This window comes from Sphingobium fuliginis, assembly GCF_015074805.1.
GTDB lineage: Bacteria > Pseudomonadota > Alphaproteobacteria > Sphingomonadales > Sphingomonadaceae > Sphingobium > Sphingobium fuliginis.
On the sequence record NZ_CP060035.1, the window covers coordinates 372,308 to 395,228 of the forward strand.

General features: G+C 62.6%; 30 protein-coding genes and 1 tRNA gene. 10 read left to right on the forward strand and 21 right to left on the reverse strand.

Features of this window, described 5'->3' with window-relative positions; all coding sequences use genetic code 11:
• The first annotated feature begins 24 nt into the window (after positions 1 to 24).
• Positions 25 to 345: a hypothetical protein gene (locus H5V43_RS01710; protein WP_025550447.1), complete on the forward strand. Its 321-nt coding sequence runs from the start codon at positions 25 to 27 to the stop codon at positions 343 to 345.
• Between the two features lie 77 nt (positions 346 to 422).
• Positions 423 to 602 carry a hypothetical protein gene (locus tag H5V43_RS01715; protein ID WP_040261860.1) on the forward strand — a complete coding sequence of 60 codons (180 nt, stop codon included), beginning with the start codon at positions 423 to 425 and terminating at the stop codon, positions 600 to 602.
• Here the strand turns inward: H5V43_RS01715 and H5V43_RS01720 are convergent.
• The 8 genes from H5V43_RS01720 to H5V43_RS01755 form a co-directional block, all read right to left on the reverse strand.
• Positions 590 to 1,426 carry a hypothetical protein gene (locus H5V43_RS01720; RefSeq protein WP_025550445.1) on the reverse strand — a complete coding sequence of 279 codons (837 nt, stop codon included), beginning with the start codon at positions 1,424 to 1,426 and terminating at the stop codon, positions 590 to 592. The genes H5V43_RS01715 and H5V43_RS01720 overlap by 13 nt on opposite strands.
• 184 nt (positions 1,427 to 1,610) lie before the next feature.
• On the reverse strand, positions 1,611 to 1,910 hold the full coding sequence (locus H5V43_RS01725) for a hypothetical protein (RefSeq protein WP_128830820.1): 300 nt from the start codon (positions 1,908 to 1,910) through the stop codon (positions 1,611 to 1,613).
• An 88-nt stretch (positions 1,911 to 1,998) separates the two neighbouring features.
• On the reverse strand, positions 1,999 to 2,196 hold the full coding sequence (locus H5V43_RS01730; RefSeq protein WP_025550443.1) for a hypothetical protein: 198 nt from the start codon (positions 2,194 to 2,196) through the stop codon (positions 1,999 to 2,001).
• A complete protein-coding gene (locus tag H5V43_RS01735; protein WP_025550441.1) occupies positions 2,193 to 2,789 on the reverse strand; it encodes a glycoside hydrolase family 19 protein in 597 nt (198 codons plus the stop codon). The genes H5V43_RS01730 and H5V43_RS01735 overlap by 4 nt, the downstream gene beginning before the upstream one ends.
• Complete coding sequence (locus H5V43_RS01740) at positions 2,786 to 3,064, reverse strand: hypothetical protein (protein WP_128830819.1); 279 nt, start codon at positions 3,062 to 3,064, stop codon at positions 2,786 to 2,788. The genes H5V43_RS01735 and H5V43_RS01740 overlap by 4 nt, the downstream gene beginning before the upstream one ends.
• Positions 3,065 to 3,087: 23 nt before the next feature.
• A complete protein-coding gene (locus H5V43_RS01745) occupies positions 3,088 to 3,279 on the reverse strand; it encodes a hypothetical protein (RefSeq protein ID WP_037483425.1) in 192 nt (63 codons plus the stop codon).
• Positions 3,280 to 3,281: 2 nt separating this feature from the next.
• Entirely contained in the window at positions 3,282 to 5,342 is a 2,061-nt protein-coding gene (locus tag H5V43_RS01750; protein ID WP_025550435.1) for a hypothetical protein, read from the reverse strand.
• Positions 5,343 to 5,345: 3 nt separating this feature from the next.
• Positions 5,346 to 5,978 carry a gp53-like domain-containing protein gene (locus tag H5V43_RS01755; protein ID WP_025550433.1) on the reverse strand — a complete coding sequence of 211 codons (633 nt, stop codon included), beginning with the start codon at positions 5,976 to 5,978 and terminating at the stop codon, positions 5,346 to 5,348.
• Positions 5,979 to 6,082: 104 nt separating this feature from the next.
• Here H5V43_RS01755 and H5V43_RS01760 point away from each other — a divergent pair, with 104 nt between their 5' ends.
• Entirely contained in the window at positions 6,083 to 6,364 is a 282-nt protein-coding gene (locus tag H5V43_RS01760) for a WYL domain-containing protein (protein ID WP_025550431.1), read from the forward strand.
• A gap of 241 nt (positions 6,365 to 6,605) precedes the next feature.
• Here H5V43_RS01760 and H5V43_RS01765 read toward each other — a convergent pair whose 3' ends face one another.
• Positions 6,606 to 8,054, reverse strand: a complete 1,449-nt coding sequence (locus H5V43_RS01765) for a hypothetical protein (RefSeq protein ID WP_128830818.1) — start codon at positions 8,052 to 8,054, stop codon at positions 6,606 to 6,608.
• 157 nt (positions 8,055 to 8,211) lie between these two features.
• Positions 8,212 to 8,808 (reverse strand): hypothetical protein, encoded by a 597-nt coding sequence (locus H5V43_RS01770; protein ID WP_025550427.1) that lies wholly within the window; start codon positions 8,806 to 8,808, stop codon positions 8,212 to 8,214.
• 342 nt (positions 8,809 to 9,150) lie between these two features.
• Between H5V43_RS01770 and H5V43_RS01775 the strand changes: the two genes are divergently transcribed.
• The 4 genes from H5V43_RS01775 to H5V43_RS01790 are packed head-to-tail and all read left to right on the forward strand — an operon-like array spanning position 9,151 to position 11,054.
• Positions 9,151 to 9,537 carry a hypothetical protein gene (locus tag H5V43_RS01775; protein ID WP_025550425.1) on the forward strand — a complete coding sequence of 129 codons (387 nt, stop codon included), beginning with the start codon at positions 9,151 to 9,153 and terminating at the stop codon, positions 9,535 to 9,537.
• Positions 9,534 to 9,794 carry a hypothetical protein gene (locus H5V43_RS01780; protein WP_025550423.1) on the forward strand — a complete coding sequence of 87 codons (261 nt, stop codon included), beginning with the start codon at positions 9,534 to 9,536 and terminating at the stop codon, positions 9,792 to 9,794. The genes H5V43_RS01775 and H5V43_RS01780 overlap by 4 nt, the downstream gene beginning before the upstream one ends.
• A 1-nt stretch (position 9,795) precedes the next feature.
• A complete protein-coding gene (locus tag H5V43_RS01785; protein ID WP_128830817.1) occupies positions 9,796 to 9,978 on the forward strand; it encodes a hypothetical protein in 183 nt (60 codons plus the stop codon).
• Positions 9,979 to 9,980: 2 nt separating this feature from the next.
• The gene (locus H5V43_RS01790) at positions 9,981 to 11,054 is read left to right on the forward strand and encodes a tyrosine-type recombinase/integrase (RefSeq protein ID WP_025550421.1); all 1,074 of its coding nucleotides are present in this window, start codon (positions 9,981 to 9,983) and stop codon (positions 11,052 to 11,054) included.
• 24 nt (positions 11,055 to 11,078) lie between these two features.
• On the opposite strand, the gene H5V43_RS01795 is transcribed toward H5V43_RS01790, so the two are convergent.
• Positions 11,079 to 11,155, reverse strand: a tRNA-Arg gene (locus H5V43_RS01795).
• Between the two features lie 86 nt (positions 11,156 to 11,241).
• Here H5V43_RS01795 and H5V43_RS01800 point away from each other — a divergent pair.
• Complete coding sequence (locus H5V43_RS01800) at positions 11,242 to 11,961, forward strand: queuosine precursor transporter (RefSeq protein ID WP_025550419.1); 720 nt, start codon at positions 11,242 to 11,244, stop codon at positions 11,959 to 11,961.
• Between the two features lie 32 nt (positions 11,962 to 11,993).
• Here the strand turns inward: H5V43_RS01800 and truA are convergent, their stop codons facing one another.
• Both truA and fmt read right to left on the reverse strand, forming a co-directional pair.
• Positions 11,994 to 12,740, reverse strand: coding sequence for a tRNA pseudouridine(38-40) synthase TruA (gene truA / locus H5V43_RS01805; RefSeq protein WP_025550417.1), 747 nt, complete (start codon positions 12,738 to 12,740; stop codon positions 11,994 to 11,996).
• 4 nt (positions 12,741 to 12,744) lie between these two features.
• Complete coding sequence (gene fmt, locus H5V43_RS01810) at positions 12,745 to 13,653, reverse strand: methionyl-tRNA formyltransferase (RefSeq protein WP_025550415.1); 909 nt, start codon at positions 13,651 to 13,653, stop codon at positions 12,745 to 12,747.
• A gap of 125 nt (positions 13,654 to 13,778) precedes the next feature.
• On the opposite strand from fmt, the gene recR reads away from it, so the two are divergent.
• Together recR and def are read left to right on the forward strand one after the other, a co-directional pair.
• Complete coding sequence (gene recR / locus H5V43_RS01815; RefSeq protein WP_025550413.1) at positions 13,779 to 14,375, forward strand: recombination mediator RecR; 597 nt, start codon at positions 13,779 to 13,781, stop codon at positions 14,373 to 14,375.
• A 48-nt stretch (positions 14,376 to 14,423) separates the two neighbouring features.
• Complete coding sequence (gene def, locus H5V43_RS01820; protein WP_025550411.1) at positions 14,424 to 14,954, forward strand: peptide deformylase; 531 nt, start codon at positions 14,424 to 14,426, stop codon at positions 14,952 to 14,954.
• Between the two features lie 293 nt (positions 14,955 to 15,247).
• Here def and H5V43_RS01825 read toward each other — a convergent pair whose 3' ends face one another.
• The 8 genes from H5V43_RS01825 to H5V43_RS01860 all read right to left on the reverse strand — a co-directional run bounded on the left by H5V43_RS01825 (position 15,248) and on the right by H5V43_RS01860 (position 22,921).
• A complete protein-coding gene (locus H5V43_RS01825; protein ID WP_025547804.1) occupies positions 15,248 to 15,679 on the reverse strand; it encodes a DUF2147 domain-containing protein in 432 nt (143 codons plus the stop codon).
• 133 nt (positions 15,680 to 15,812) lie between these two features.
• Positions 15,813 to 16,805 carry a type II secretion system F family protein gene (locus H5V43_RS01830; protein WP_025547806.1) on the reverse strand — a complete coding sequence of 331 codons (993 nt, stop codon included), beginning with the start codon at positions 16,803 to 16,805 and terminating at the stop codon, positions 15,813 to 15,815.
• Positions 16,806 to 16,818: 13 nt separating this feature from the next.
• Complete coding sequence (locus tag H5V43_RS01835; RefSeq protein WP_099186343.1) at positions 16,819 to 17,817, reverse strand: type II secretion system F family protein; 999 nt, start codon at positions 17,815 to 17,817, stop codon at positions 16,819 to 16,821.
• Between the two features lie 71 nt (positions 17,818 to 17,888).
• Complete coding sequence (locus H5V43_RS01840; protein WP_025547808.1) at positions 17,889 to 19,175, reverse strand: pilus assembly protein CpaE; 1,287 nt, start codon at positions 19,173 to 19,175, stop codon at positions 17,889 to 17,891.
• Position 19,176: 1 nt separating this feature from the next.
• Positions 19,177 to 19,848, reverse strand: a complete 672-nt coding sequence (locus H5V43_RS01845) for a CpaD family pilus assembly protein (protein WP_025547810.1) — start codon at positions 19,846 to 19,848, stop codon at positions 19,177 to 19,179.
• Between the two features lie 17 nt (positions 19,849 to 19,865).
• Positions 19,866 to 21,395: a type II and III secretion system protein family protein gene (locus tag H5V43_RS01850; RefSeq protein WP_044661774.1), complete on the reverse strand. Its 1,530-nt coding sequence runs from the start codon at positions 21,393 to 21,395 to the stop codon at positions 19,866 to 19,868.
• 1 nt (position 21,396) lies between these two features.
• Positions 21,397 to 22,416 carry a Flp pilus assembly protein CpaB gene (cpaB, locus tag H5V43_RS01855; protein ID WP_025547811.1) on the reverse strand — a complete coding sequence of 340 codons (1,020 nt, stop codon included), beginning with the start codon at positions 22,414 to 22,416 and terminating at the stop codon, positions 21,397 to 21,399.
• 52 nt (positions 22,417 to 22,468) lie between these two features.
• On the reverse strand, positions 22,469 to 22,921 hold the full coding sequence (locus tag H5V43_RS01860; protein ID WP_082166087.1) for an A24 family peptidase: 453 nt from the start codon (positions 22,919 to 22,921) through the stop codon (positions 22,469 to 22,471).

Sequence of the window (22,921 nt, forward strand, 5' to 3'; positions counted from 1 at the left end):
GCACCCTATCCCAGAAAGGCCCTCATGATGGACGGTAAGGTGGATCAGGATGTGCGGGAGGCGGCTGCGGACTATGCTGATGAGCATATACGGCTGCTTGGCCTTTCTGATGACATTGTGGCCGGCAAAAAGGACGACACTGCGCTGGTCCAAACCTTCGCCCGCATGAAGGAAGCCGGTCGCCAAGCTGGGCTTAGGGAGGCTGCTGAGGTGGTAGAAAGCCTGCCATGGGACGAAAGTCGAGTGGGCAATGCGAACTTCGATGACACGAAGGAATATGCCGTGGAGGCCATCACCGCCCTTATAGAGCCAGAACCATGTCCGCCCCCACCCACTTCCTCCTAGGCGGCCTTCTCATGCTTGCCGCTATGGGGATAGCGATTATCGTTTATGGGGTGGGGCATTAGGGGTAGGGTGAGGGGATGATCATTCCAGCAACATGGAAGCTGCCAGAGGGCCACTTCAGTGTTGCCGCGTTCGCCACCGCTGAAGAAGCGCGGCAACATGTGCAGATGGATTTGGTGAACCGCGCTGATGGCAAATTCGCCTTCTACCTGACCGACAAGCGCGGTGCGTGGGAAGTGATTCGCTACCCGATATAAGCTATTCCGCCGAGTCGCGGTTTGGTATAAGGGGAGGACGCGGCGCTGTGGCCCAGCGTGACCAGCGGTATCCCGACCATCATCGCCTCCATGAAATTCAGCGTATAGCTGGCCGGATATGTGCCGAGCGAATAATAGACGCGGTGAGCGCTATAATATCGCTGCATGTCATCATATGTCGCGGTGGGGCGAGAGAACTCGGACGGGGGGTTGCCGTTCCCATAGAGGACGCGCGGGAAGGGGGCCGTTGCCTGCTCATAGAATTCAAAGTTGGCATGGGCCAAGCGACGGGTTGCCTGCTGGTAGAAACTGAGGACGGTCTTTTCATGCCCCGACCAGACCGGGAAATCTTCCTCGAACTTGCCGAACCTTATGAGTGCATCGGCGCCAGCGTATCCCGGTATATTGCTTTCATTCGGTGAGTACCGAACAATCTTTATCCTGTCTCGATGTTGAGACATCCAGCGTTCCAGCGGCGGGCTACTTTGCCCGATCGTGCGAAAAATAACCGGCTTTTTGTTGTCGGCCGGGATCGTCTCGACAATGCTGTGATCGTGTACGACGAGGATGACGTCGAAGAGATCAAGGAACGCTGCCGATTGCACGCAACTCTGGGGCGTCAGCTTATCCCTGTTCCATAGATCAAGGGCGCCCGGCACCTGGCGCGCGGAGGGGATTGGCGGGCGAACAGCAGAAACCGGCTGCAAAGGGTCGCTCCACCCACCCGTAGAAAATACTGAGAAACCGGCATGGCTCAGGATTTTGATATCGTCATATTCGAGATAGCCGTGACAGCCGATGTAAAGAATCTTCTTGTTCATCATGGACCTACGCTTAACGGTCCATACGGCAACTCGCTAGGGCTTACCGCAGAGCGTATCCCACTTGGCATTGTGCGCCATGATCTCATCGACAGTGGCTGGAGTATCGTAGCTGTTCGCTGCGGTCTCCGGCTTCGTCTTGCTAGGTGTTGCGAAGCTGATCGCCTTGAACGCGGTGCAGGAGGTATCAACAATCCTCGGGGTTTCGCGCGTGGCGCAGGCAGGCAGCATCGCGCACAGCAGGATTGTGACGAACGGCTTCCTCGGCATTGATCGCCTCCAGGGTTCGGTTGAGGGTTTCGTGCAGATCATCGCGCTGTTGGATCGCTCGCCCTGATGCGGTAGCATCTTTGACCGCTTGACGCTGCGCCTGGATAGCCCAGAGGTAGAGGCCGGCCGCGACCGCAGCCAGGACCAGAACGGCTAGGGCGATCTGTGCAGTCCGAGATCCTTTTACGAATTGATAGGCGGCCGAAATCCAGATCATGCACTCAAATCCTTCCAGATCGCGCAGGCGGCGAGGATCAGGATACCGATCACCGTCCCGGCGCCAATGAAGAAGCCTGCGACGAATATCATTGGCTGATCCTCTCGATAGTAGCCGCCTTGTCGGAACTGCCCTTGGACGAACCCAGCCAGAAGCCTACGGCCAGCATGACGACATTCTTGAGCGTCTCCTCCAGCCCTTCGGACCAGTGGTTGAACAGCGCGTAGCCGAAATAGACCATGATTACGGCGGTGATGATGGCGCGGGGGAGGTCTTTGACGGTCATATCCCGATCACCCCCTTGATGATGGCGAGCCGCGACTGTCGGTCGGCAAGGCCGTTCACCCCGCCGTTGATCTTCTTGGTGATCGTCAGAACGTCATCCGCGTCGGCCCAAGCGTTCAGCCCCTTGCGCTTCCAGTACTCGCAGGCGATGTGGAGGCCGATAGCCGGGATGGCGGCCAAGGTGGGCTTGTCAGTCAGCCACAGGCCGATGGCGTTACCATATTCCTCATAATTGGCCCTGCCGGTGATCTGGATAGGCCCGCGCCCCCTGAACAGGGAGCCATCGCCCTTGACGATATTACCGAGATCCTTGCGGCCCTCATAGCGCTTCTGCGCCTCAGTCGGCCCCCATATCTCCTCCATGTACCGGAAGCCGCCGCTTTCGTGCGCGACCTGGGCGAGGAAGTGGGCGAGGCGAAGGCCATTGTCGAGAATGCCGTAGGAGCGGAAATGGACATTGGCCGATATGCCAAGCTCAACCGCTCGCCCTGTATCCGCCCCAAGGCGCTGAAACAGAGCGCGCAATGTGCCACGGCCCACAATGCCGTCCGCTGTGACGCCCAGATTGCGCTGGAGAGGCTTCCAGTCTGTCATCCCTTATCCCCCAGCACCCGCTCTTCCGAAAGCGCTGCCTGTAGCTGCTGGCGCAACTGACCCGGCCCATGGAGCAACAGCAGCGTCTCAAGCTGGTTGATGCGCTGCGCCGATCGTTCGTCCCGCTTCTCGCACTCGTCCTTGAGTTCCCTGATCTGCTTCTTGAGCGGCCCCACCAGCACGGTTTGAATAAATCCCCATGTCGCCACGCACCCGGCGCCGAACGCCACAGCGAGTTGCCCCCCGCTCGCGCCTAGCCAATCGATCTCACTCACACGCGGCCCCGCTGCTTCCATGATTAAACCTCCGGCGCATTAAAGCTGCCGACCCTCATTTCCTTGATCCTGTCCGGCCAGACCGCCGTCCTGCCGCCCACGTGAAAGCTGCCGTCTTGGTTCACCGCAGACACCACGTGCCAGCCGTCAGGGACGATGCAGCCGGGGCCGAAGCCGGCCAGGAGGACAAAGGCGCCCGGGTGGGGATGCGTCATAATCATGCCGCCCGATAGGTGCCGGTAATCATGATTACCGCCCCGTCCGCAGCCGGGTAGCTGTTGTCATAATTCTTGATGTCGAGGGTGCTGCCTCCAGCAACCAGCGTAGCCGTGAGCGCCTTCCCGCTGACGCCACGATCGCGGCCAATGAAGACATTGTCGTTGCCGGTGCTGGCGAAAGGCAGTGTGGCGCGAAGCGTCCCCGCACCAGTGCCATTGGTCGTTATCGTTATCGAGATCGCGAAATGAACATTCGCGCCCTCGCGCTTATACTGGCATGTCGCAGCCGAGGTTGTGATCGCACCGCTGGTCGCCGTGATTGTGGGAACGAAGCTCGTGACCCAGGCATTGACCTGCGTCCGCGATACTTCGTACCAGTTGGAGCCATCCGACAGCAGCGTCAGCGTATCCCCTGCCGCCATGGCGAAATTGACGGCGTCCTTCAGTTTGATATTGCCGCTCACAAGCACTGTGAGAGCGGAAGCGGTGCGGAGCGTGATCCGCCGCCCCACATAGCTCTGCGGGCCGCTAATCGTCCCTATATTGGTTGTGCCGGTGACGCTGAAGACATCATCAATACCATTGAGCGCGATTGTTGCGGCAGACGCGATGGCTGGCACAGCCGCGTTCGTGTTCTCTGCGCCGTTGCCGTTGGTGAACTTCGAACCAGGCAGGACAATGAAGCGTCCGCCGCCAGATACCACCTCGACGCCTGGATAGCCCAAGCCGGAATCATTCCAGTCTTTACACTGGATGCGGAGCGATATTTCGCTTCCGGTCGCCGTGGCTTCGTGGCGGACCACGTTGCCGCCGACATTCGAGCCATCAAAGTCACCGACGATGCGGGTGTTGGGACCATGTATCTCCACTAGCGGCTGATTGGTAGGTGTGTCGCGGCCTTGACCGCTCACATTCGCCCAGGACGCGGTGTGGCCGTCCGCCGCCGGTGCCACGTAGTACGCTGTATCACCTATATCGAGATCAGCGTTGCTCAGCTTTAGCTTAGACACAGTACCGGCTGGCTTGAACGGGCCATCACCGGCAAAGTGGCCGATGCTGAATGCCTTGTTGTGCCAGATGGAAAAGATGTTGGAAAACATCGGATTATCGACGCGGTTCAACTGGAACGCAACCATTTGATCTTGCATGTAACTCCTTACTTCGGAGTCCATCTTGTCAAACGGCCACAGGTGAACCCGGTCGACCTGGAGCGTGTCATAGGACCAATCTACATGGAGGCCCTTCTGGAAGCACTGGCCCGCCCAATCCTCAAGCGTGTTCCGGTTGCCGTTGCAGTAAATGCCCTTGCTCGCGTTGAGCGTGAGAAAACGCGCCAGATGAAGGCCGCTGACATCTGGAAAATAGAAGTCGTAATCGAAGTCACCGCAGGTGTACGTAACACCAGGGACAACTGCTGGTTGATTGCGGCTTGTCGAAAAATCGTACATCTTGATACGGCCATTCGTGCCGGTCGTGCTTCCTGCGTTTGTGAACCCCTTGCCGCTATGGCCGATTACAAACATCGTTGTGCGCGTCTGATCTGCACCAAGTTCGCCGTCAGCGGCGCCCAAGAAATAGTGCGCGCCAGGCAGGATGACTGTGCTGCCCAGCAATATCTTTGCTCCCTGCGAAACCACAGGAACGCCAGCAATCGCAGCCTGATTTATGAGCGCCTGATAGCCGGTCGCCATGTCGTTTGCGCCAGTGCCGTCCCAACCGGAAATGTCGAGGACATTGGCCTCGCGAGAACCCAGAGTGCCTTGCAGGACGGCAGGCGTTACAGCCGCGTTCGCCGTCGCGGCCACTTCCTCTATCGCCGCCTCGCTCTCCTGAAACCACTGCTTCGCCGTCCCGTTGTCCGAGAGGATGGAGCCGGGGGTGGTGCCCATGTTGGCGGCTGCATCATCGACCCCAACGGCTGTAGCGTTGGCCTTCCCGCCGATGGAGGCAACCGCATCATAGGCAAGGTCAGCCGTTTCCTTCAGGTTCAGGAAATTCTGGTCCACCTCATCGTGGGTGAGAGGTGCCCCCTTGCCGGCGCGGGTGGTGATGTCGGTCACGGATCAATACCCCACCGCGATATAGTAGGCCGTGCACGTCTCGCTGGCATTGTAGGCGGAGAAGCCGCTGGCCGAAGTGGATGAGACAGTGGGATAGTTGTCCTGTGCCGTGCTGCTGAACTCGCCCACTCCATTGCAGACCGCGAACGATGCGTTCGGGAACGCGGCGGCGTAATTGACCGAAGTGGAAGCGCCGGACGTGGCCGTGAAAGTCCCCCACGCCACCTGAAAGACGTTGGTTGTGCCAGGGAGGTTGAACCGGATATAGCCGGGATTGGCCAAACTCAGCGCGGTAATGCCCACCGCCCCGATACCGTCCAGCGCACCATCCGCTGTCGTCGCGCCCGTGCCGCCCTTGGCTACCGGGACAGTGCTTTCCGTGGCCGCAGAGCCAAGGCCAAGCGCCGTCCGCGCATCGGCCGCCGTGGTCGAACCCGTGCCACCGCTGGAGACAGGGAGGGCAGCGGTGCCAGCCAGAAAATTCTGAAGCGTGCTGGAGAAGGACTGACGGATGATGGCAAGGATGGAGCGCAGGGCGTTATCCGTGTTTTGCACTGGCATGCCGGTGTTGATGTTGATGCCATCAACGGTCGTGTTGCTGCCGGCCGTGGGCGACCAGTCGAAGATCGATGCCATATGTTCTCCGGGCACAAAAAAAGGCCCGTTGCGGGCCTTGGTTGGTGGACTCGACTCCCCGCCGACGATCTGGCCTAGTCAGCCGATCGATTCGGGGGTGATTTATGTCAGAACAGCAGATTGCGAATGCGATCAGGCACAAGCTGGTCTTGTCGATCCGCTACAAGGAAGAAGTGAGGGTTATTGAACCCCATCTTCTGGGCTACGACCGTGACGGGCACCTAACCTTGAGCGCATGGCAGATAAGTGGGATAAGGCCGGGATGGCGAGATTTTCATGTAGAAAAACTGCGCGCCATGTCCACAACTGGGCAAACCTTCGCCATGCCGAGGAAGGGCTATAACCCGATGGATACGACCTTGACCCGCGTGGTTTGCCGTCTATGAAGCCGCCGCAGTTGCACTGGCGTGGCCAGCGGGCGGGGCCGCTGTGAAGCGAACAGTCGGACCAATGCTCAGACATTCTCGCCTCCTTGTTAGGGCGGGGGATTCAGGTTAGGTTCTGCGGCTTATGGAGGACAACACCGTACAGATTGCATTGGTCACCGCGATCAATGGGGCAATCATCGCATCCTGGCCGTGGCTGAAACGGCAAATTCGGCGCCACTCAAAGACTGCCCTCTATAACTCAGGGAAGGTTGCTGGTCGTTGCTACCGCGCCGCCCGCTCCTATCGGAGCAGCAAGGCGTAGGAGATCAGCAAGGCCGCTCGCTACCGGACCCTGCCTGCCTGTAAGGAGCCAATCCGCCGCGCGCCCGCCAGCCTGAGTGTAAGGAAGCATGGCAAGGCCGCCTGCAATGGCTGCGTTAGGTTCAATATATCCCGCGCCACCAAGAAGGGCAGCCAATCGCCCTGCTGTGCCACTGTCCGGCACATCCGATGGAAGAATAGCCTGCGCATCGTCCGCAAGCTGCTGCATCAGAGCAGACCCGCGTGCCGATGCGCCCTTTCGCGTCGAGCTATCCATGACGCGGGACGCGGTGCGGAGTTGGCCGGGAGTAAAGATGCCCTCATTCGCTTTTGCGGCGGCGTTCTGAACGCGGGTGAATTTAGCGAACCCTTCGTTGATCTGGCGTAGCCTGTCGGCCTGCGACGGGTTTTGGCGCGCCGCCATGTCGCGAAGGCTTGATTGAACCTGGCGCAGCAACCCAGCCATATCCGTAGCGTCTGGGTCGGTGCTGGTCCCATAAGTGCGGATGCGCTTGCCGAGACGGCTTTCCATGGCCTTCAGGCCTTCGCCGGTCAGATTGCCCGAAGCATCGAAATGCTTGCCGACATCGCTCTGCATGATGCGCCCGAATTGCGCCGCGCGTTCAGGCAGTAACGTGTCAGCCTCCTGCGCATAGCGGGCAAGATCATCCATAAATGGTTGATCAGCCCGCGCGCTCAGTTGGGGGAGAATGTCGTCATAGGCCGACCCCAACTGCTGTTCGACCGCCGCGATTCCATCATGCCCGACCGCGCCCTTGGGCAGCGTCTTGCCGATTGATTGCAACGGTTGGTTGAGTGCGGCTTGGTTGAAGCTTTCAATGCTCCGGCGGCGGGCATTGGCAACAAGATCGCCCACCACAGGAACACTCCCAAGACGGTCTTCGGCGGCTTTTAGAACCTGCCCGACACGACTGTTGCCCGCACCAAGAATTTGCCCCGGGGTCATGATGACACCGGCGTCTTTCAGACGTTGAACCGCTGGAGCCACGCGGGGGCTTACCGCCGCCGCAACCGCTTTGGTAGCCTTTTCCCCAACCTTGCCAGCAATGGCGCCGATTATGGCATCGCGGGCGATGGTCGAGGGATCACGACCTTTTGTCAGCAAGGCCCCGGATGCAGCCCCTTGCGCGAGAACGCCGCCAGGGAGCGCCGCCGTGGGGAGCGTGCCGACCACATTGCCGATAATCCTGCCGGCGGTAGACCCGCGAGTTGGCGCAGATGCTGCCTTCCGCCTTTGGCTGGCTTCCGCAGCATCAACCGATGGAGCCATGCCCAGCGACGCGCCCAACTGCTGAATTGGCTTGGCGATGCCCACCTTATCCAGCCCATATTCGAGCGCACGCGCCGCATTGTTCAGCGGCTCCATGACGCCCTCACCTACGCCACGCCAGAAAGAGGTCGGGCGATTGTCCTGCTTGGGCTGCTGAACTCTCCCTACGCGCGCCATAAGCTGTGAACGCGTCGTTCCTTCGGGAACATTCCGAATGATAGTGCCATCCGGGAGCCTTACATCGGGCATCTGTTTACTCCGGAAGGTCGTTGAAGTCGATCACGCGCGGCTGTTTCTTCTGTCCGCCGCCGCCCTGCGGCTTCACGCCCATGGCCGAGTAGGTCTGCTTGAGGCGGTTCTGAAGGTTGCGCAGCTTTTCTTGAATCTGCACGTCATAGTCTGACGACGATGGCCTGTTGGCTTGTATAAAGGCGCGCAACTCCGCGTCGGACTGCGACCCAGAGCCGGGAACACGAAAAGCGGCCAGGCCGATCTCCCCAAGGCCCGCACCCGCTGCATCAAACTGCTTATTCACGGGCGTCGGGAGGTAATCGAGCAAACCTGAAATGCCTTTAGTAGCGCCCGGTCCTGTCTTGTAAAGCTGCTGAACCCGGTTGATTTGGTCCTGCAACGAACGAAGCTGGCCCAACTTCGCTGGATCGATAGGCTGGTTGCCCTGCGCCTTCGCGGTATTCACGCGCGCGCTCTTGATCTGCTCTTGCAACAACTGGCGGCGCAGCGGGGCGAGTTGAGATTCTGTGTCGATCTGCTGCCGTGCGCGAGCATTGCCAAGTTGCGCGCCCTCTACTTGTGCTGGCAGGCGAGGGTCAGGCGGCGCGATCTGGGTCATGCCCTGCTGCTGATATTTTTCCCAAGGACCAGCCATTATTGCACCTTCCGCCAGCTAGATGGCGACGCCGGATCGCCACCGACATATTCATGACCATCCTCAATCGAACCAGGGCGAATGGCCGGCGGCTGCGCAATGCTCTGGCGGATGCGGCCGCTTTTCGCAGAATGATCCGAATTTCATGTGCGAATACTGCGAAGCCAAGGCCCTTTGGGGAACCCATCCGGACCAAGGCGACCCAGATTGCTCAATCTGTAGCGGCCGGGGCTGGTGGATGGACGGCGATGTGATCGCAGGCGTCCAATGGAAAGAGACATGCCAGTGCATGCGGGGAGATCACCCATGACCGATAAAGCACCCGTGACGGTGGGGCAGGGGGACGTGGTTCTACGCAAGGCCATCCTGACATTCATAGTGGAAGAGATAGGCAAGCCCTGCTCTGAAGGCGACATGCCGGATGACCGAAACGATCGCTTGGACGCGATCATCGCCGCCCACCGCCTCCAGTCCACCGCCGCGCTGGAAGAGGAGATAAAGCGGCTGAGGGAGGCGCTTACCCCGAGCGGATCGACCAAGGCCGCATATCACGGTGAGTTCTCATTCAATCTGCACCGCATCGATGATTGCGGCGACGAATATGTCGAGAAGGTCTACGTGCCTTGGGATACCGTCAAGCAGATCATGAAAGCGATCCTCGCCCGCACAGCACTTGAAGGGCGCGGATCATGAGCGTGGTGGAGAAGGTGGCCGCCGAGATTAAGGCCGAGCGCATCAAATGGGGCTGGGACATTCTCAAGGGGACGCGGCGCCCCAGCGCTATCGATGAACTGCTTGCCGTCGCCGTCCTAAAAGCCCTGCGCGAGCCTTCTGTGGAAATGCTCAAAGCCGTCGATGATGATCCCTACGACGATCCGATGGTTGCTCGCGGTCGCGCTTATTCCGCTTGGGTCAGCATGATCGACGCGGCACTGGATGGGGAGGGGTAGGGTGACTGCACCGGCTCGCATCACTCAGGCGGATATGGACAGAGCGGTGAAATCCGTGAAGGCCGCTGGCGTCGAGCGAGCGCGCATCGTCATGGATTTGAAGAACCAGCGGATTGATATCATCATCGGCGATTTGAAGGCCAACGCCGATTCGGAAGGCCCGAACCCGTTTGATGAGGATTGAACATGGCCCGCCGCTGGCTGCCTGACAATGTGACTGCCTTCAAGGACAAATGCGGACGCACGCGCTACCGTTTCCGCAAGAAGGGGTTGCCTCAATATCTGTTCCGGCACGACCCGGGGACGCCGGGGTTCATGGAGGAATACAACAGCGCCAAGAAGGCAGCGCCCGTCATAAAGACCCGCCATGCGGAGGGCAGCTTCCACGTTCTGATAGAAAGCTATTACCGCTCGAAAAATTGGGTGCGCATGATGGATTCGACCAAGCAGGCGCGACGGGGAGTGATCGAACGGTTTAGGGCCAAGCACGGTGACAAGCCGGTAAATAGGCTGGAGGCCCGCCACGTCGACCGTTGGATGTCGGATATGGCCGATACGCCACATGCAGCCAACACGCTCCGCAAGGCGCTGATCCAGTTGATGAAGCACGCGATCCTGTTGGGCTGGAGGCGAGACAATCCGGCCCTTGTGATCGATGCCATCGAAACGGACAGCGAGGGGTTCCATTGCTGGACCGAGGAAGAGATCGCGCAATATGATGAACGCTGGCCGCTAGGCACCCGCGAACGGCTCGCCAAGGAATTGCTGCTCTATACCAGCCTGCGCCGGGGCGACATGGTGAAGGTGGGGCGCCAGCATCGGAATGGCGGCAAACTGGTGCTGCGGCACTCCAAGAATCGCAGCGATACCATCATTACCATCCTTCCGCCCTTGGCCGCCGCGCTCGATTCGCTCGACAGCGAACATCTGACCTATCTTGTCACACAATTAGGCAAGCCGTTCACGGCAGCAGGCTTCGGCAACTGGTTCCGCGAACGCTGCAATATGGCCGGACTACCCCACTGTACGGCACACGGATTGCGTAAGGCGATGGCGCGAAGGCTCGCGGAAAGCGGCGCGACATATCTCCAGGGAAGGGCTGTCACTGGGCACCGATCCGACGCCATGTTCGCCCACTATGCGGCCAAGGCAAATGCTACCGCGATGGCGGAGGAAGCGCTGGAGCAGATGGCCGAAAGAATCGGAATAGGTGGCAAACCCGTTGACATGTTTGCCAAAAACGGGGATAAAAATGGCTGATTTCTGCGGTTTTTGGGAATGTGGTGGCGACCCCGACAGGATTCGAACCTGTGACCATTCGCTTAGAAGGCGAATGCTCTATCCAGCTGAGCTACGGGGCCGTCGGCGCGTTCGATAGCGGGGCTTTGACCGGCTTGCAATCATGGGCGGCATTGCATTTGCGCGCCGGCCCGATATGCAAGGGCGCATGAGCGATGCGGGGGTAAGGAAAATCGACGCCTATGCGCTGGGTGCGCGCCCATTGCGCTATTTCGATTTCTGCATGGCCGGTTTCGTCGCGATCCTGCTGCTGTCCAACCTGATCGGCGCGGCGAAGCTGTCGACGCTGGGCGGCTTCACCTTTGGCGCGGGCATCCTCTTCTTTCCTTTGGGCTATGTGCTGGGCGACGTGCTGACGGAAGTCTATGGCTATGCGCGGGCGCGGCGATGCGTCTGGGCGGGCTTTGGCGCGATGCTGTTCATGGCGCTGATGAGCTGGGTAGTGGTGAAGCTGCCTCCGGCGGAGGGATGGCCGGACCAGAAGGCCTATGAGGCCGTGTTCGGCAGCACGTGGCGCATCGTCTTTGCCTCCGTCACCGCCTTCTGGGCGGGTGAGTTCGCCAACAGCTTCGTCCTCGCCAAGATGAAGCTGCTGACGCAGGGCAGGCACTTGTGGATGCGGACCATCGGATCGACGGTAGTGGGGCAGGGGGTGGACAGCCTGCTTTTCTATCCGCTCGCCTTTTATGGAGACTGGACCAACGCGCAGGTGGCGACGGTGATGGTCACCAACTGGCTGATGAAGGTGACGTGGGAAGCGGTGCTGACGCCCGTGACCTATGTGGTGGTCAATCGCCTCAAGCGCGCGGAGGGGTTGGACGTTTTCGACGAGGGCACGAATTTCACGCCGTTCCGGGCAAGCCTCTAGGATGTAGTGTTCCTGCCTGCGCAGGAGCATGATTACTCGCCCGGGTAACGCGCCCTCACGAAGTAGAGTCCGTCGGGCGGCGCGTTCAATCCCAGGGCCGCCCGGTCCTTCGCGTCCCGCGCCGCCTCCAGATCGCCTATCGACCAGCGCCCCATGCCCACCATGGCAAGGCATCCCACCATCGACCGCACCTGATGGTGCAGGAAGGACCGCGCCTCCGCATGGATGGCGAGGCGGTCGCCCGCACGCTCCACATCCAGCCGGTCCAGCGTCTTCACCGGACTTTCCGCCTGGCAGTGGACCGAGCGGAAGGTCGTGAAGTCGTGCCGACCGACCAGCAGTTGCGCGGCCTGCTGCATCGCGTCCGCATCCAGCGGCTGGATCACCCGCCAGACCAGCCCATTTTCCCAGGTCAGCGGCGCGCGGCGGTTGGCGATGCGATAGACATAGGAGCGGCCGGTGCAGGAGAAGCGCGCATGCCAGTCGTCCGCCACGGCCTCGCAGGCAAGGATCGCGACCGGCGCCGGCCGGAGAAGCGCGTTCAGCGCCTCCATCAGGCGGAAGGACGCGATGTCCTTCGCAATGTCGGCATGGGCGCGCATGCCAAGGCCGTGGACGCCGGCATCGGTCCGCCCCGCCGCATGGACGGCGACCTGTTCGCCCGTGACGGCGAAGATGGCGTCCTCCATCGCCTGCTGCACGCTCGGCCCATGGGCCTGCCGCTGCCAGCCCATGAAGGGTCGGCCATCGAATTCGACGGTGAAGGCGAAACGGGTCATGGGGTCAGGCGTCGATCCGGCTGCCGGCAGGCATGTCATAGCCGCGCAGCAATTCGCCCGCCGACATCGCGCCCTTGCCAGCGCGCTGGATCAGCGTCGGGCGGATGCTGCCATGGCCGCAGCCGATCAGCAGGCTGTTGTCGAGCAACTCGCCCGCCGGGCCGTCATTCTCCTCGACATGGGCGGCGAGGATGCGGAACCGTTCGCCGCGATATTCGAAGAAGGCGCCCGGCATGGGGTTGAAGGCGCGCACCTGCCGTTCGACCTGATGCGCGTCGCGGCTGAAATCGATCCGCGATTCCGCCTTTTCGATCTTGGAGGCGTAGGTGACGCCTTCCTCCGGCTGGGCGACAGGCGGGTGGAGAGAGAGGTCGTCCAGCACCTCCACCATCAGTTCCGCGCCGGCTTCGGCCAGTTCCTGCGTCAGCGCGCCGGCGGTCTTGTCCTCTATGGGCGTCACATGCTTGGCGCGCATCGGGCCGGTGTCCAGCCCTGCCTCCATGTCCATGATGGTGACACCCGTGACATTGTCGCCAGCGAGGATGGCGCGCTGGATCGGCGCAGCGCCGCGCCAGCGAGGCAGGAGGGAAGCGTGGATGTTCATGCAGCCCAGGCGCGGCGCCTCCAGGATCGGGCGCGGCAGGATCAGGCCATAGGCGGCGACCACCGCCACATCGGCGTTCAGCGCGGCGAAGGCGGCCTGCACCCCGGCATCCTTCAGCGAAACCGGCGTGCGCGCCTCTAAGCCCATTTCCAGCGCCCTCGCATGGACGGGGGACGGACGGAGCGCCTTGCCGCGTCCGGCCGGGCGGGGCGGCTGGCTGTAGGCGGCGACGATGTCATGCCCGGCCTTTGCCAATGCCGCCAGGGCCGGCACGGCGAAATCCGGGGTTCCCATATAAACGATGCGCATGGCGGGCCTTTTGTTGGGTTTCGGCGCCGGCCGGCGCCGCCTCTGAAATGCGCTGGGAGGCGTATTTCCGAAGACGCCTCTCAAACCCCTTGTGTCCGCGACTTGCAAGCCCTTATTCCGGTTCCATGGCTTCTCCCGAGATCGAAGCGCTGACGCAGGCGCTGTCCCGCCTGCCCGGCCTTGGCCCGCGTTCGGCGCGGCGTGCCGTGCTGCACCTGCTCAAGAAGCGGGAATCCGCGCTGGAGCCGCTGCTGCGCGCCCTGGATGCGGTGAACGAACGGCTGGAGACATGCAGCCTGTGCGGCAATGTCGATACCCTCGATCCCTGCGGCATCTGCGCCGATCCGCGCCGGGATGCGCGGGCGCTTTGCGTCGTGGAGGATGTTGCGGACCTGTGGGCGCTCGACAAGTCGCGACTGTTCCCGGGGCGATTCCATGTGCTGGGCGGTCGGCTGTCTGCGCTGGAAGGCGTGCGTCCGGAGGACCTGTCCATCGATGCGCTGGTCGCGCGGGTGGAGGCCGGCGGCATAGACGAGGTGGTGTTGGCGATGAACGCGACGCTGGAGGGACAGACCACCGCCCATTATCTGGCCGAACGGCTGGAGCGTTTTCCCGTGCGCCTGACGCAACTGGCGCATGGCGTGCCGGTGGGCGGGGAACTGGACTATCTGGACGAGGGGACATTGGCCCAGGCGCTGAGGGCGCGACGCCCCGTCGGGTGAATGTGGCGGTCGCTTGAAATTTTCCGGCCGTCCGATTATTTTGGTTCCATGGCCATTCTTCCCATCCTGGAGGCGCCCGATCCGCGCCTGCGTACCATCTCGTCTCCGGTGGAGGCGATCGATGAAGATTTGCAGCGTCTGATCGACGACATGTTCGAAACCATGTACGACGCGCCGGGCATCGGCCTGGCCGCGATCCAGGTGGGCGTGCCCAAGCGGGTGCTGGTGATCGACCTGCAGGAACCCGAATCCGATGAGGAGGGCGCGCCGCCGGTCAGGAAGCCGATGGTGTTCATCAATCCGGAAATCCTGGAAGGATCGGAGGACCTGTCGGTCTATAATGAGGGCTGCCTGTCCGTCCCCGACCAGTTTGCGGAAGTGGAGCGGCCGGCGAGCATCCGCGCGAGCTGGATGGACAGGGACGGACGCATCCATGAGGAGCGGCTGGAAGGGTTGCTGGCCACCTGCCTCCAGCATGAGATGGATCATCTGCAGGGCGTGCTGTTCATCGACCATCTGTCGCGGTTGAAGCGGGACATGCTGATGAAGAAGCTGACCAAGGCGCGCAAGGCGGCCTGATCCCAGCGGCAGAGCTAGAGCGTTTTCCAAGCAGATGGAATCATCTGCTGACTCGGAAAACGCGACAAAACAAAAACTGAGAGCAGTCGAGCCGATGCAATCGGATCGGAATCTGCTCTAAAACGAAATGCCCCGGCCTTGGCCGGGGCATTTCGTTTTTGGGCGGGAGGCGGAGGGTGAGCGTAGCGAGTTTCCGGCCTGGCGGTTGGGAATCTCCGCAGATGTCGCGCTGGCTCACCCCCTCCCGCCTGCGGGGTGGAAGGGCTGGATTCATCCAAAAAGAGGTCAGCCGATCAGCGCACGGGCGTCCATGTCTGGGTCTTGCAGAACATCATGATGCAACCCTGCACCTTCAACGTGCCGTCGCCGTTTCGGCTGACCTTGCTGTTATAGGTCTTGCCGCTTTCCGGATCGTAGATCGACCCTTTCCACAGATCGCCCGCGTCGGCAAAGCCGGTGAGCAGCGCCAGGCCGGTCAGCGGCTTGCCGCGCTGGGCCGGATCGGGGTTCTTGATGTCGGTCTGGGGGCGGCCGGGGGTGGGTTTCACGATCTTTTCTATCCGCCCGCAGAGCGTCTTGCCGCAGGGGGCGATCTGGACGATGGCCTTGCCGTCGACCGTGGCCCAGCGGCCGGTGATGGGCTGGGCGGCCTGCGCGGGCAGGGCGGCGAACAGGGGCAGGATGGGCAGCGCGGCGCGGGCGGCGATGCGGGTGATGGCGACCATGGACCTCTCCGGATTTGCGTCTTTGCAAAAGGGGATAGGGCAGGATCGGCCGCTTCGCCAAGGCGGAAAATCAGCGGCTTTCGCGGGCGTTCGAAGGGACGCTACGGCAACGCGCCTGCGCCCCTTCAAAATTTTAGAAGGCCTGGCTGATCGAGCAGGCGGCCGGACCCAGGATGACGACGAACAGGGTCGGCAGGATGAAGAGAATCAGCGGCACGGTCATGATCGCGGGCAGGCGCGCGGCCTTTTCCTCGGCACGCATCATGCGTTCGTGGCGGAATTCGGCGGACAGCACGCGCAGAGCCGAAGCCAGCGGCGTGCCGTATTTTTCCGTCTGGATCATGGTCGTGACCACGCCCTTGATCGCGTCCAGCTTGACGCGGGTGGCCAGGTTCTCGAAGGCCATGCGCCGCTCCGTAAGGAAGCTGAGTTCGATGGCGGTCAGGTGGAATTCATCGCCCAGTTCCGGATAGGCCTTGCCCAGTTCACGGGCGACGCGGCTGAAGGCGGCGTCGACGGTCAATCCAGCCTCGGCGCAGATCACCAGCAGGTCCAGCGCGTCGGGCAGCCCCTTGCGGATCGCGGCGGAACGCTTCTGGATCTTGTTGTCGATGAAGATGTCGGGCGCCTTGTAGGACAGCAGCAACGCGCCGGCGAACGCCATGAAGCGCTTCGCGCCGCCCCATTCGGGGAAGATGCCCACCGCATAGAGCAGCAGCGCCGCCATGCCGCCGATGACGATCGGCAGGATCATGCGGCCGAAGATCACCGCGACCGCCCAGTCCTTCGACCGGATGCCGGCCTGGGCCAGCTTGATCTGCGCTTCCTTGAGCTGATCGTCCTGCAGCACCTTCAGGCTGGAGAGGAGCGACCGCATCTGGTCGGTCGTCTGGTTCTTCTTCACCAGCTTGGCGCGGCGGCGCGCGGTGGAGGCGGTGATGCCGGCCTTCAGCTGTTCGCGCCGTTCGTTGAGCGCCTTGACGCGCTTTGCCATCGGATCGCGCACGGTCATGACCGCATAAAGCGCGAACAGCGTCGCCAGTGTCGCCAGGGCGGCGAGCAGCGTGCCGAAATCGGTGGCGGTCAGGCCGAAGAGGGTGCCGGCGGGGACGGGTGTGCTTTCCATCTTGTCGGCTTCCTCAGATTTCGAAGTTGATCATCTGCGCCATGATGAAGGCGCCGATCGCCATCCAGCACATGCCGCCGATGCCGACCACCTGCATGGTCGAAAGGCCGAATATCCCGGCTGGGTCGGGCGTGAAGAAGGGCGACATATAGTTGTAGTTGATGTAGCAGATCAGGCCGAAGACCAGGAACGGCAGCACGCCGATAATATAGGCCGACGCCTTGGATTCCGAGGACATCGCCCGGATCTTGAGCTTCATCTGCGCGCGCTGGCGCAGCACGTTGGCGAGGTTGGACAGGGTTTCCGCCAGATTGCCGCCGGTTTCGCGCTGGATCGCCAGGCTGATGACGAAGAATTGGAACTCGGGCGTGCCCAGCCGGTCGGCGGTCTCCTGCAACGCCTGATCCATGGTCTTGCCGATCTTGATGCGTTCGGTGATCAGCTTGAATTCCTCGCCCACCGGTCCCGGCACTTCGCTCGACACGACGTTCAGCGTCTCGGCAATGGGGAGGCCCGAGCGCAGGCCCCGGGTCAGCAGTTCCAATGCGTCTGGAAACTTGGCGTTGAATTTCAGCACGCGGCCCTTGATGAGCCGGCTGATCCACATATGCGGCAGGCCAAGCCCCGCCGCGAGGCCCAGCATCACGGCGAACAGCGGCGGGAATCCGCGCAGCATCAGCACGGCGGACAGCAGCAGGAAGATGACGGCGCAGGCGGTCATATACTGGCTGACAGTCCATTTCTTGCCGGTCATGCGGATACGCTTGGCGAGGTTTTCCGGATTGGGCACCAGGGACACCAGCATCGACGATTCATTGCCGGCCGGGCGGTTCGAGATCGCCTTGCGCATGCGCGCTTCCAATATGACGTCGGTGGAATCGCTGTGCCGGCCGCGGATCAGTTCCATGCGGCGCTTCTGCGCCTTTTCGGGCGATGGGCCGCCAAAGGCCATGACGATCAGGCCCAGCATGGTTGCGAGCAGCACCGCCATCAGGATGATATTGCCGTTCATGTGCCTGCCCGTTTCTTATCCGGTTCCATCAAAGCGGCCATGCCGCCCCCAGGCGGCACGGCCCATCCTGTTCAGGCCGAAGCCTTGCCCTTGCGGCGCGAAGGGATCATGCTCTTGAGATCGCTGATCTTGCCCAGCAGGGAATCGCCCTTCTTCGACGAGGTCGCGCGGCCTTCATCGGCTTCCGCCTCCTCCGCCGCGCCCAATACCGCATCCAGCAGGGTGTTGCAGGCGGCCCCGACCTTGCTGCCCTTGGCCGTCTCCGCCAGCGTCTTGCCCAGCTTGGCGGCCTGCGAGGCGACCTTGAGGTCGAAGGGGATCAGCACGTCCACCTTGCGCTCGATCGACTGTTCGAAATCCTTGCGGCTGATTTCCGGCGCGCCGGGGTGGACGCGGTTGGCGACCACCAGCACGCGCGACTGCGGGGCGTTGGTCTTGAGCCAGGACAGGATGCGGATCGAATCCCGCGCCGCCGCCAGCGTCAGTTCCGTGACCACGACGGTGACGTTCACGTCGCTCATCAGATGCGGATGCTGGATCAGCATGGCGCGCGGCAGGTCGATGACGCTGCATTCGAAAGCCGCGCGGAACTCCTCCAGCAACTGGTAGAAGGCGCCGCCATCGGTCAGCAGGGGCTGGCTGATCGGCGCTTCGGCCGACAGGATCGCCAGCGTGTCGCTCGCGCGCACCATGGCGCGTTCGATGAACAGACCGTCGATGCGGCTGGGATTTTCGATGGCGTCGGTCAGGCCGCGCCCTGGCTCCAGGTCCATCGCCAGCGCGTTGGTGCCGAAATGGACGTCCAGGTCGAGAAGGGCGGTCGGGCGCTGCTTCTTGTCGCTGAGCAGCCAGGCGAGCGAGGTTGCCAAGCTGGACGCGCCCACGCCGCCGCGCGTGCCGATGACCGCCATGGTCATGTGCGGCCGTTCCGGCCCCGCATCGCGTGGCGCGAAGAATACGGCCTGCGCCTGCGCCAGCGCGTCGCGCAACTGGTCCGCGCCGAAGGGCTTCAGCAGATAGTCCTGGATGCCGCTGGCCAGCAGGTCGCGATAGAGGCGCACGTCATTGACCTGGCCTGCCGCGATGACGACCGTGCCGGGCTCGCACACTTCGGCCAGGCTGTTGATGTCATTCAGCGGATCGCCGCTTTCCGACATGTCGATGAACAGGATCTGCGGCGAAGCGGTGATCGACAGGGACTGCACGGCGTTCCGCATGCCGCCCTTGTTCACCTTTTCCGGCGCCCAGCCCATTTCCGCCGCGACGACGCGCAGCAGGTCGAAACTGTGATCGTCGCAGACGAAGGCATGGAAGGGGTCACGCTGGCCGGATGCGCCGGGTTTCCAGGGTGCGTTCATGTCAATTGCCTCCCGACAGGGTCTTGAGGTCGCCGGAACCGGTCGGCGCCTTTTCGCGATAGGTCGAAATCGCGCGGTTGGACGTGGCGGTGCGCAGGTCGCTGTCGGTGGTCTGGCCGCGCACCAGATCCTCCGGATTGGCGATCATCGCGGCCAGATTGCCGTTCACGCCGCAGCCGAAATTGGTCGATGCGCCCAGTTGCTGGTCGGTTTCCGGCTTGTCCGACCAGTCGGGGCAGCCGGGCACGCTGGCGGTGGCGCGGCGCACGATCAGGCGCACGGCGCCCTGTGGCGCGGTGCCGGCGACGGCGGTGCCGTCTTCGCCCACCAGCATGCCGTGGCGCGCCACCACATCGGCTATGCCTTCGCGCAGGGCAGGGCTGTAATAGCCCGCATCCGTCGCCACGGCGACCTGATCGCCATAGCCAAGGCCGATGGAAACGAACCAGTCGTCCAGCCGGCGCGCCTCCGATGCAGTGAGGCCGCCATCGGGGCCCGCCTGCACATCATAGGTGAAGGCGGTGTGGCTGACGACCGGCTGATGGACCGACTGCACGCCGCGATTGGCGGCCTGGTCGGTCTGGCAGGCCGCGAGCGGCAGGGCCATCAGCGCGAGCGCGCCAAGGCGGATAAGGCCGCGGAGGACGGGGGTCTTGCGAGACTGGAAAGTCATGTCTTTCGTCCTTCGGATCAGAAGCTGAAGCCGGGCGCGGCGTCCTTCGAACGCTTGCCGGTGTCACGAGAGGCGACCGGCGGCAGAGCGGCCGAGCTTTGCGGACCCGGCGCAGGTGCCGGAGCGCCCGGCGCGCGGCTCGGCATGGGGGAGCGGGCCCCGCTGACGCCGTCGTGCATCTGCTGCAGGAAGAGTCCCTGACCTTCATTGGCGTTGCGGAACCCGTCCGTCGGCAGGCGCACGTCCGAAGCATTCATCGGCTTCACCAGATAGGGGGTGACGAGAATAACGAGTTCCGTCTCGTTGCGCTGGAAGCTGCGCGACTTGAAGAGGCTCCCCAAGATCGGCAGATTGCCCAGGCCGGGAACCTTGTTGATATTGTTCGCCGTTTCGCTGCTCAAAAGCCCCGCGATCATGAAGGCCTGACCTGAACCCAGTTCCACCGTCGTTTCGGCGGTGCGGCTCTTGAGGGCCGGAACGCTGGAATCAACGGAGAAGTCCAAGCTCGACACGGTTGGGCGGACACGCAGCGAAATGCGGCCATCAGCAAGTACGGTTGGTGTAAAGGCCAACTGCACGCCATATTGCTTGAACTCGATGCTGTTACCCTGCGTGCCATTGCTGATTGTGTAGGGATATTCGCCGCCTGCCAGGAAGCTGGCGGTTTCACCCGAGAGCGAGGTCAGGTTGGGTTGGGCCAAGGTGGTGGCAAGACCACTCGATTCCGCAAGGTCCAGAGCGGCACCGATGTCCATGCCCAGGATACGGGCGACGCCGCCGAGCGTGTAGCTGCCATCGTAGAGGTTGTTGAACGTCCCGCCGCCATCGGCATTGAAGGTCAGCGGATTACGGATGCCGCCGCCAATATTGCCGACGACCTTGCCCAGTCCAGGATCGCGGGAGGCAAGGCTGATGCCGATCTTATGGCCAACATCCTTGCTGACTTCGGCAATCTTGACCTGCAGGTTGACTTGAAGCGGCGTCGCGGTGCGCAGGCGGCTGACCACGGTCACTTCCTTGCCGACGAAGGCCTGGGTCAGCCTTTCGGCCTCCGCCGCGTCTTCCGGCGCGGCGATGGTGCCGGTCAGCAGGACCATGCCGTTCATCTTGTTGACGGCGATGTCCGCGTTCGGCATCGCCAGCTTCAGCATGTCGTCGATGCTGGTCAGGTTGTTGCCGACCCGCACCGTCCCGGAAAACAGCACCTTGCCGTTCGTCGCCGTCGCGAAGACGGTGGTTTCGCCCGCCTTCTTCGCGATCAGGTAAAGCTGGTTCTGCGAACGGACATGAACGTCGACCACATCCGGATCGCCGATCACCACGTCCGACATCTTGGCCGGCAGGTTGATGACCTTGCTGCCGCCCACGGAGAGCAGGATCGCATTGTCCTGCATGGAGGCGGGCGCGGCGTTGAGCGCGGTGGTCGGCGCGGCAGCGGCTGCAACCGCCAGGCCGAGCGCGATGGCGGGGCCGAGCAGCGGCTTGGCCGCAAGAGCCGAGAGGGTGTGCGGCCTGGCCGCACGGGTGTGAACAGTGAACCCCTTCATCTTACTTCCCCCCGACCGGAACGACGGTCACGCTGGTTCCGCGGGCGACGCGGATCACCGGCCCCTGGCCGACAATGCCTCCGCCGACCGGCGCGCCGATGACGGGAGCGCCGCCAGCAGCCATGGCCTGCAAAGGCTTGGCGGGGACGCTGCTGCGCTGATAGCGCGAGACGTCGGCGCCCGTGGAATAGGTGCTGCCCTTGTCGACGGGGCGAGCGGCGATGCTGGCCAGCAGCTTCTTTTCCGCATTGGGATTGCTGCCGTCCGGCAGGTCGACGTCGCTGCCGGCAATGGCCGCGTCCAGTTCGGAACTGTTGTCCGCGAGCGAGCGCAGCGAGAGCGAGAGCGAGCCGATGGTCTGGGCCACCGCGATCTTCTCCGCAATCTTCGGCGTCACTTCGATGGTGACGTTGGAATAGGTCTGAACCACCGGCTTGCCGTCGGCGCCCAGCGCGTCCATGCGCTGGTCGGTGGCGAGCACGCGCAGATTGCGCAGAATGGTTTCAGAGACCTTGAGCGGTTCGCCTTCGCCGCCGCCGCTGACGCTCTGCGTCAGCATCAGGTCGACGCGGTCGCCTGGAAAGACGAAGCCTGCCACTGAATTCTGCGCCGACACTGGCACGGTCACGGCGCGCATGCCCGGCCCGAGGGCCGCGGCCAGGAAACCGCGATCGCCCGGCTTGATCACCGACCCCAGGGTCATCGGCTGACCGGCGGAAATGGCGGTGCGGATGACGCTGCCCACCAGCTTCTGCGGATCGGCCTGGCCTTTGATATAATAGGCCTGCTCGACCAGATCCTTGGGCCAGGGCTGGAAGCGGAAGCTCTCCGCATCCAGGATGGTGCCCACCGGCAGGGCCTTGGTCGCGACCAGCACATGGGGCTGGTCAGCCTCGACCGGCATGGACGATGCGCCCGCTTGCGGTGCGCTCGACGAACTCAGCATGTTGCGTGCAAGCAGGGCTGTAGTGACCGCTATGATCAGCGCCCCCACCAGCAGCACGATCTTCTTGGCATCCATGATGAAATTCGCCTCCCTCAATCGGACGAGTTGCGCCCGAGCCCCCGTTTATTCACGCAAATTGGTTAATATATCGTTCGCCAAGCAGCCAAAGCGCCGCGAACGAGATGGCGATGCCATAGGGGATTTGCGGCTGGCCCAGCCGCCGGGTCATGCGATGGTGCACGACGGTCACGATGGTGACGATGCCCCCCAGCACCGCCATCAGCATCAGCATCGACAGGGTCGCCTGCCAGGGAAACCAAAGCGCCAGCGCGCCCAGCAGCTTCACGTCGCCGCCGCCCATGCAGCCGAGCGCGAACAGGGCGGCGAACGCCATGAACACGATCAGCGCCACCAGCAGCTGCACCGCCATGCCCGGCCAGAAGGGCAGGCCGCAGGCCAGCCACCAGAGCGGCGCCAGCGCGGCCACCGTCAGGTTGAGCCGGTTGGAGATGATGCGCGACCGCAGATCGGTGACGGACGCCACGATCAGCAGCACTGTCAGGGCGCCGATCAGCGCCAT

What these genes read in the sequence shown, in the direction of transcription:
- H5V43_RS01780 (WP_025550423.1), top strand. Translation starts at nt 9,534, where the DNA reads ATGAGCGTGGTGGAGAAGGTGGCCGCCGAGATTAAGGCCGAGCGCATC.
- H5V43_RS01745 (WP_037483425.1), bottom strand. Translation starts at nt 3,279, where the DNA reads ATGACGCATCCCCACCCGGGCGCCTTTGTCCTCCTGGCCGGCTTCGGC.
- H5V43_RS01825 (WP_025547804.1), bottom strand. Translation starts at nt 15,679, where the DNA reads ATGGTCGCCATCACCCGCATCGCCGCCCGCGCCGCGCTGCCCATCCTG.
- H5V43_RS01710 (WP_025550447.1), top strand. Translation starts at nt 25, where the DNA reads ATGATGGACGGTAAGGTGGATCAGGATGTGCGGGAGGCGGCTGCGGAC.
- H5V43_RS01800 (WP_025550419.1), top strand. Translation starts at nt 11,242, where the DNA reads ATGAGCGATGCGGGGGTAAGGAAAATCGACGCCTATGCGCTGGGTGCG.
- recR (WP_025550413.1), top strand. Translation starts at nt 13,779, where the DNA reads ATGGCTTCTCCCGAGATCGAAGCGCTGACGCAGGCGCTGTCCCGCCTG.
- H5V43_RS01850 (WP_044661774.1), bottom strand. Translation starts at nt 21,395, where the DNA reads ATGAAGGGGTTCACTGTTCACACCCGTGCGGCCAGGCCGCACACCCTC.
- H5V43_RS01725 (WP_128830820.1), bottom strand. Translation starts at nt 1,910, where the DNA reads ATGATCTGGATTTCGGCCGCCTATCAATTCGTAAAAGGATCTCGGACT.
- H5V43_RS01760 (WP_025550431.1), top strand. Translation starts at nt 6,083, where the DNA reads ATGTCAGAACAGCAGATTGCGAATGCGATCAGGCACAAGCTGGTCTTG.
- H5V43_RS01840 (WP_025547808.1), bottom strand. Translation starts at nt 19,175, where the DNA reads ATGAACGCACCCTGGAAACCCGGCGCATCCGGCCAGCGTGACCCCTTC.
- H5V43_RS01730 (WP_025550443.1), bottom strand. Translation starts at nt 2,196, where the DNA reads ATGACCGTCAAAGACCTCCCCCGCGCCATCATCACCGCCGTAATCATG.
- H5V43_RS01835 (WP_099186343.1), bottom strand. Translation starts at nt 17,817, where the DNA reads ATGAACGGCAATATCATCCTGATGGCGGTGCTGCTCGCAACCATGCTG.
- H5V43_RS01770 (WP_025550427.1), bottom strand. Translation starts at nt 8,808, where the DNA reads ATGACCCAGATCGCGCCGCCTGACCCTCGCCTGCCAGCACAAGTAGAG.
- H5V43_RS01775 (WP_025550425.1), top strand. Translation starts at nt 9,151, where the DNA reads ATGACCGATAAAGCACCCGTGACGGTGGGGCAGGGGGACGTGGTTCTA.
- H5V43_RS01720 (WP_025550445.1), bottom strand. Translation starts at nt 1,426, where the DNA reads ATGATGAACAAGAAGATTCTTTACATCGGCTGTCACGGCTATCTCGAA.
- H5V43_RS01735 (WP_025550441.1), bottom strand. Translation starts at nt 2,789, where the DNA reads ATGACAGACTGGAAGCCTCTCCAGCGCAATCTGGGCGTCACAGCGGAC.
- fmt (WP_025550415.1), bottom strand. Translation starts at nt 13,653, where the DNA reads ATGCGCATCGTTTATATGGGAACCCCGGATTTCGCCGTGCCGGCCCTG.
- H5V43_RS01755 (WP_025550433.1), bottom strand. Translation starts at nt 5,978, where the DNA reads ATGGCATCGATCTTCGACTGGTCGCCCACGGCCGGCAGCAACACGACC.
- def (WP_025550411.1), top strand. Translation starts at nt 14,424, where the DNA reads ATGGCCATTCTTCCCATCCTGGAGGCGCCCGATCCGCGCCTGCGTACC.
- H5V43_RS01830 (WP_025547806.1), bottom strand. Translation starts at nt 16,805, where the DNA reads ATGGAAAGCACACCCGTCCCCGCCGGCACCCTCTTCGGCCTGACCGCC.
- H5V43_RS01715 (WP_040261860.1), top strand. Translation starts at nt 423, where the DNA reads ATGATCATTCCAGCAACATGGAAGCTGCCAGAGGGCCACTTCAGTGTT.
- H5V43_RS01765 (WP_128830818.1), bottom strand. Translation starts at nt 8,054, where the DNA reads ATGGAGCCGCTGAACAATGCGGCGCGTGCGCTCGAATATGGGCTGGAT.
- truA (WP_025550417.1), bottom strand. Translation starts at nt 12,740, where the DNA reads ATGACCCGTTTCGCCTTCACCGTCGAATTCGATGGCCGACCCTTCATG.
- H5V43_RS01790 (WP_025550421.1), top strand. Translation starts at nt 9,981, where the DNA reads ATGGCCCGCCGCTGGCTGCCTGACAATGTGACTGCCTTCAAGGACAAA.
- H5V43_RS01845 (WP_025547810.1), bottom strand. Translation starts at nt 19,848, where the DNA reads ATGACTTTCCAGTCTCGCAAGACCCCCGTCCTCCGCGGCCTTATCCGC.
- cpaB (WP_025547811.1), bottom strand. Translation starts at nt 22,416, where the DNA reads ATGGATGCCAAGAAGATCGTGCTGCTGGTGGGGGCGCTGATCATAGCG.
- H5V43_RS01860 (WP_082166087.1), bottom strand. Translation starts at nt 22,921, where the DNA reads ATGGCGCTGATCGGCGCCCTGACAGTGCTGCTGATCGTGGCGTCCGTC.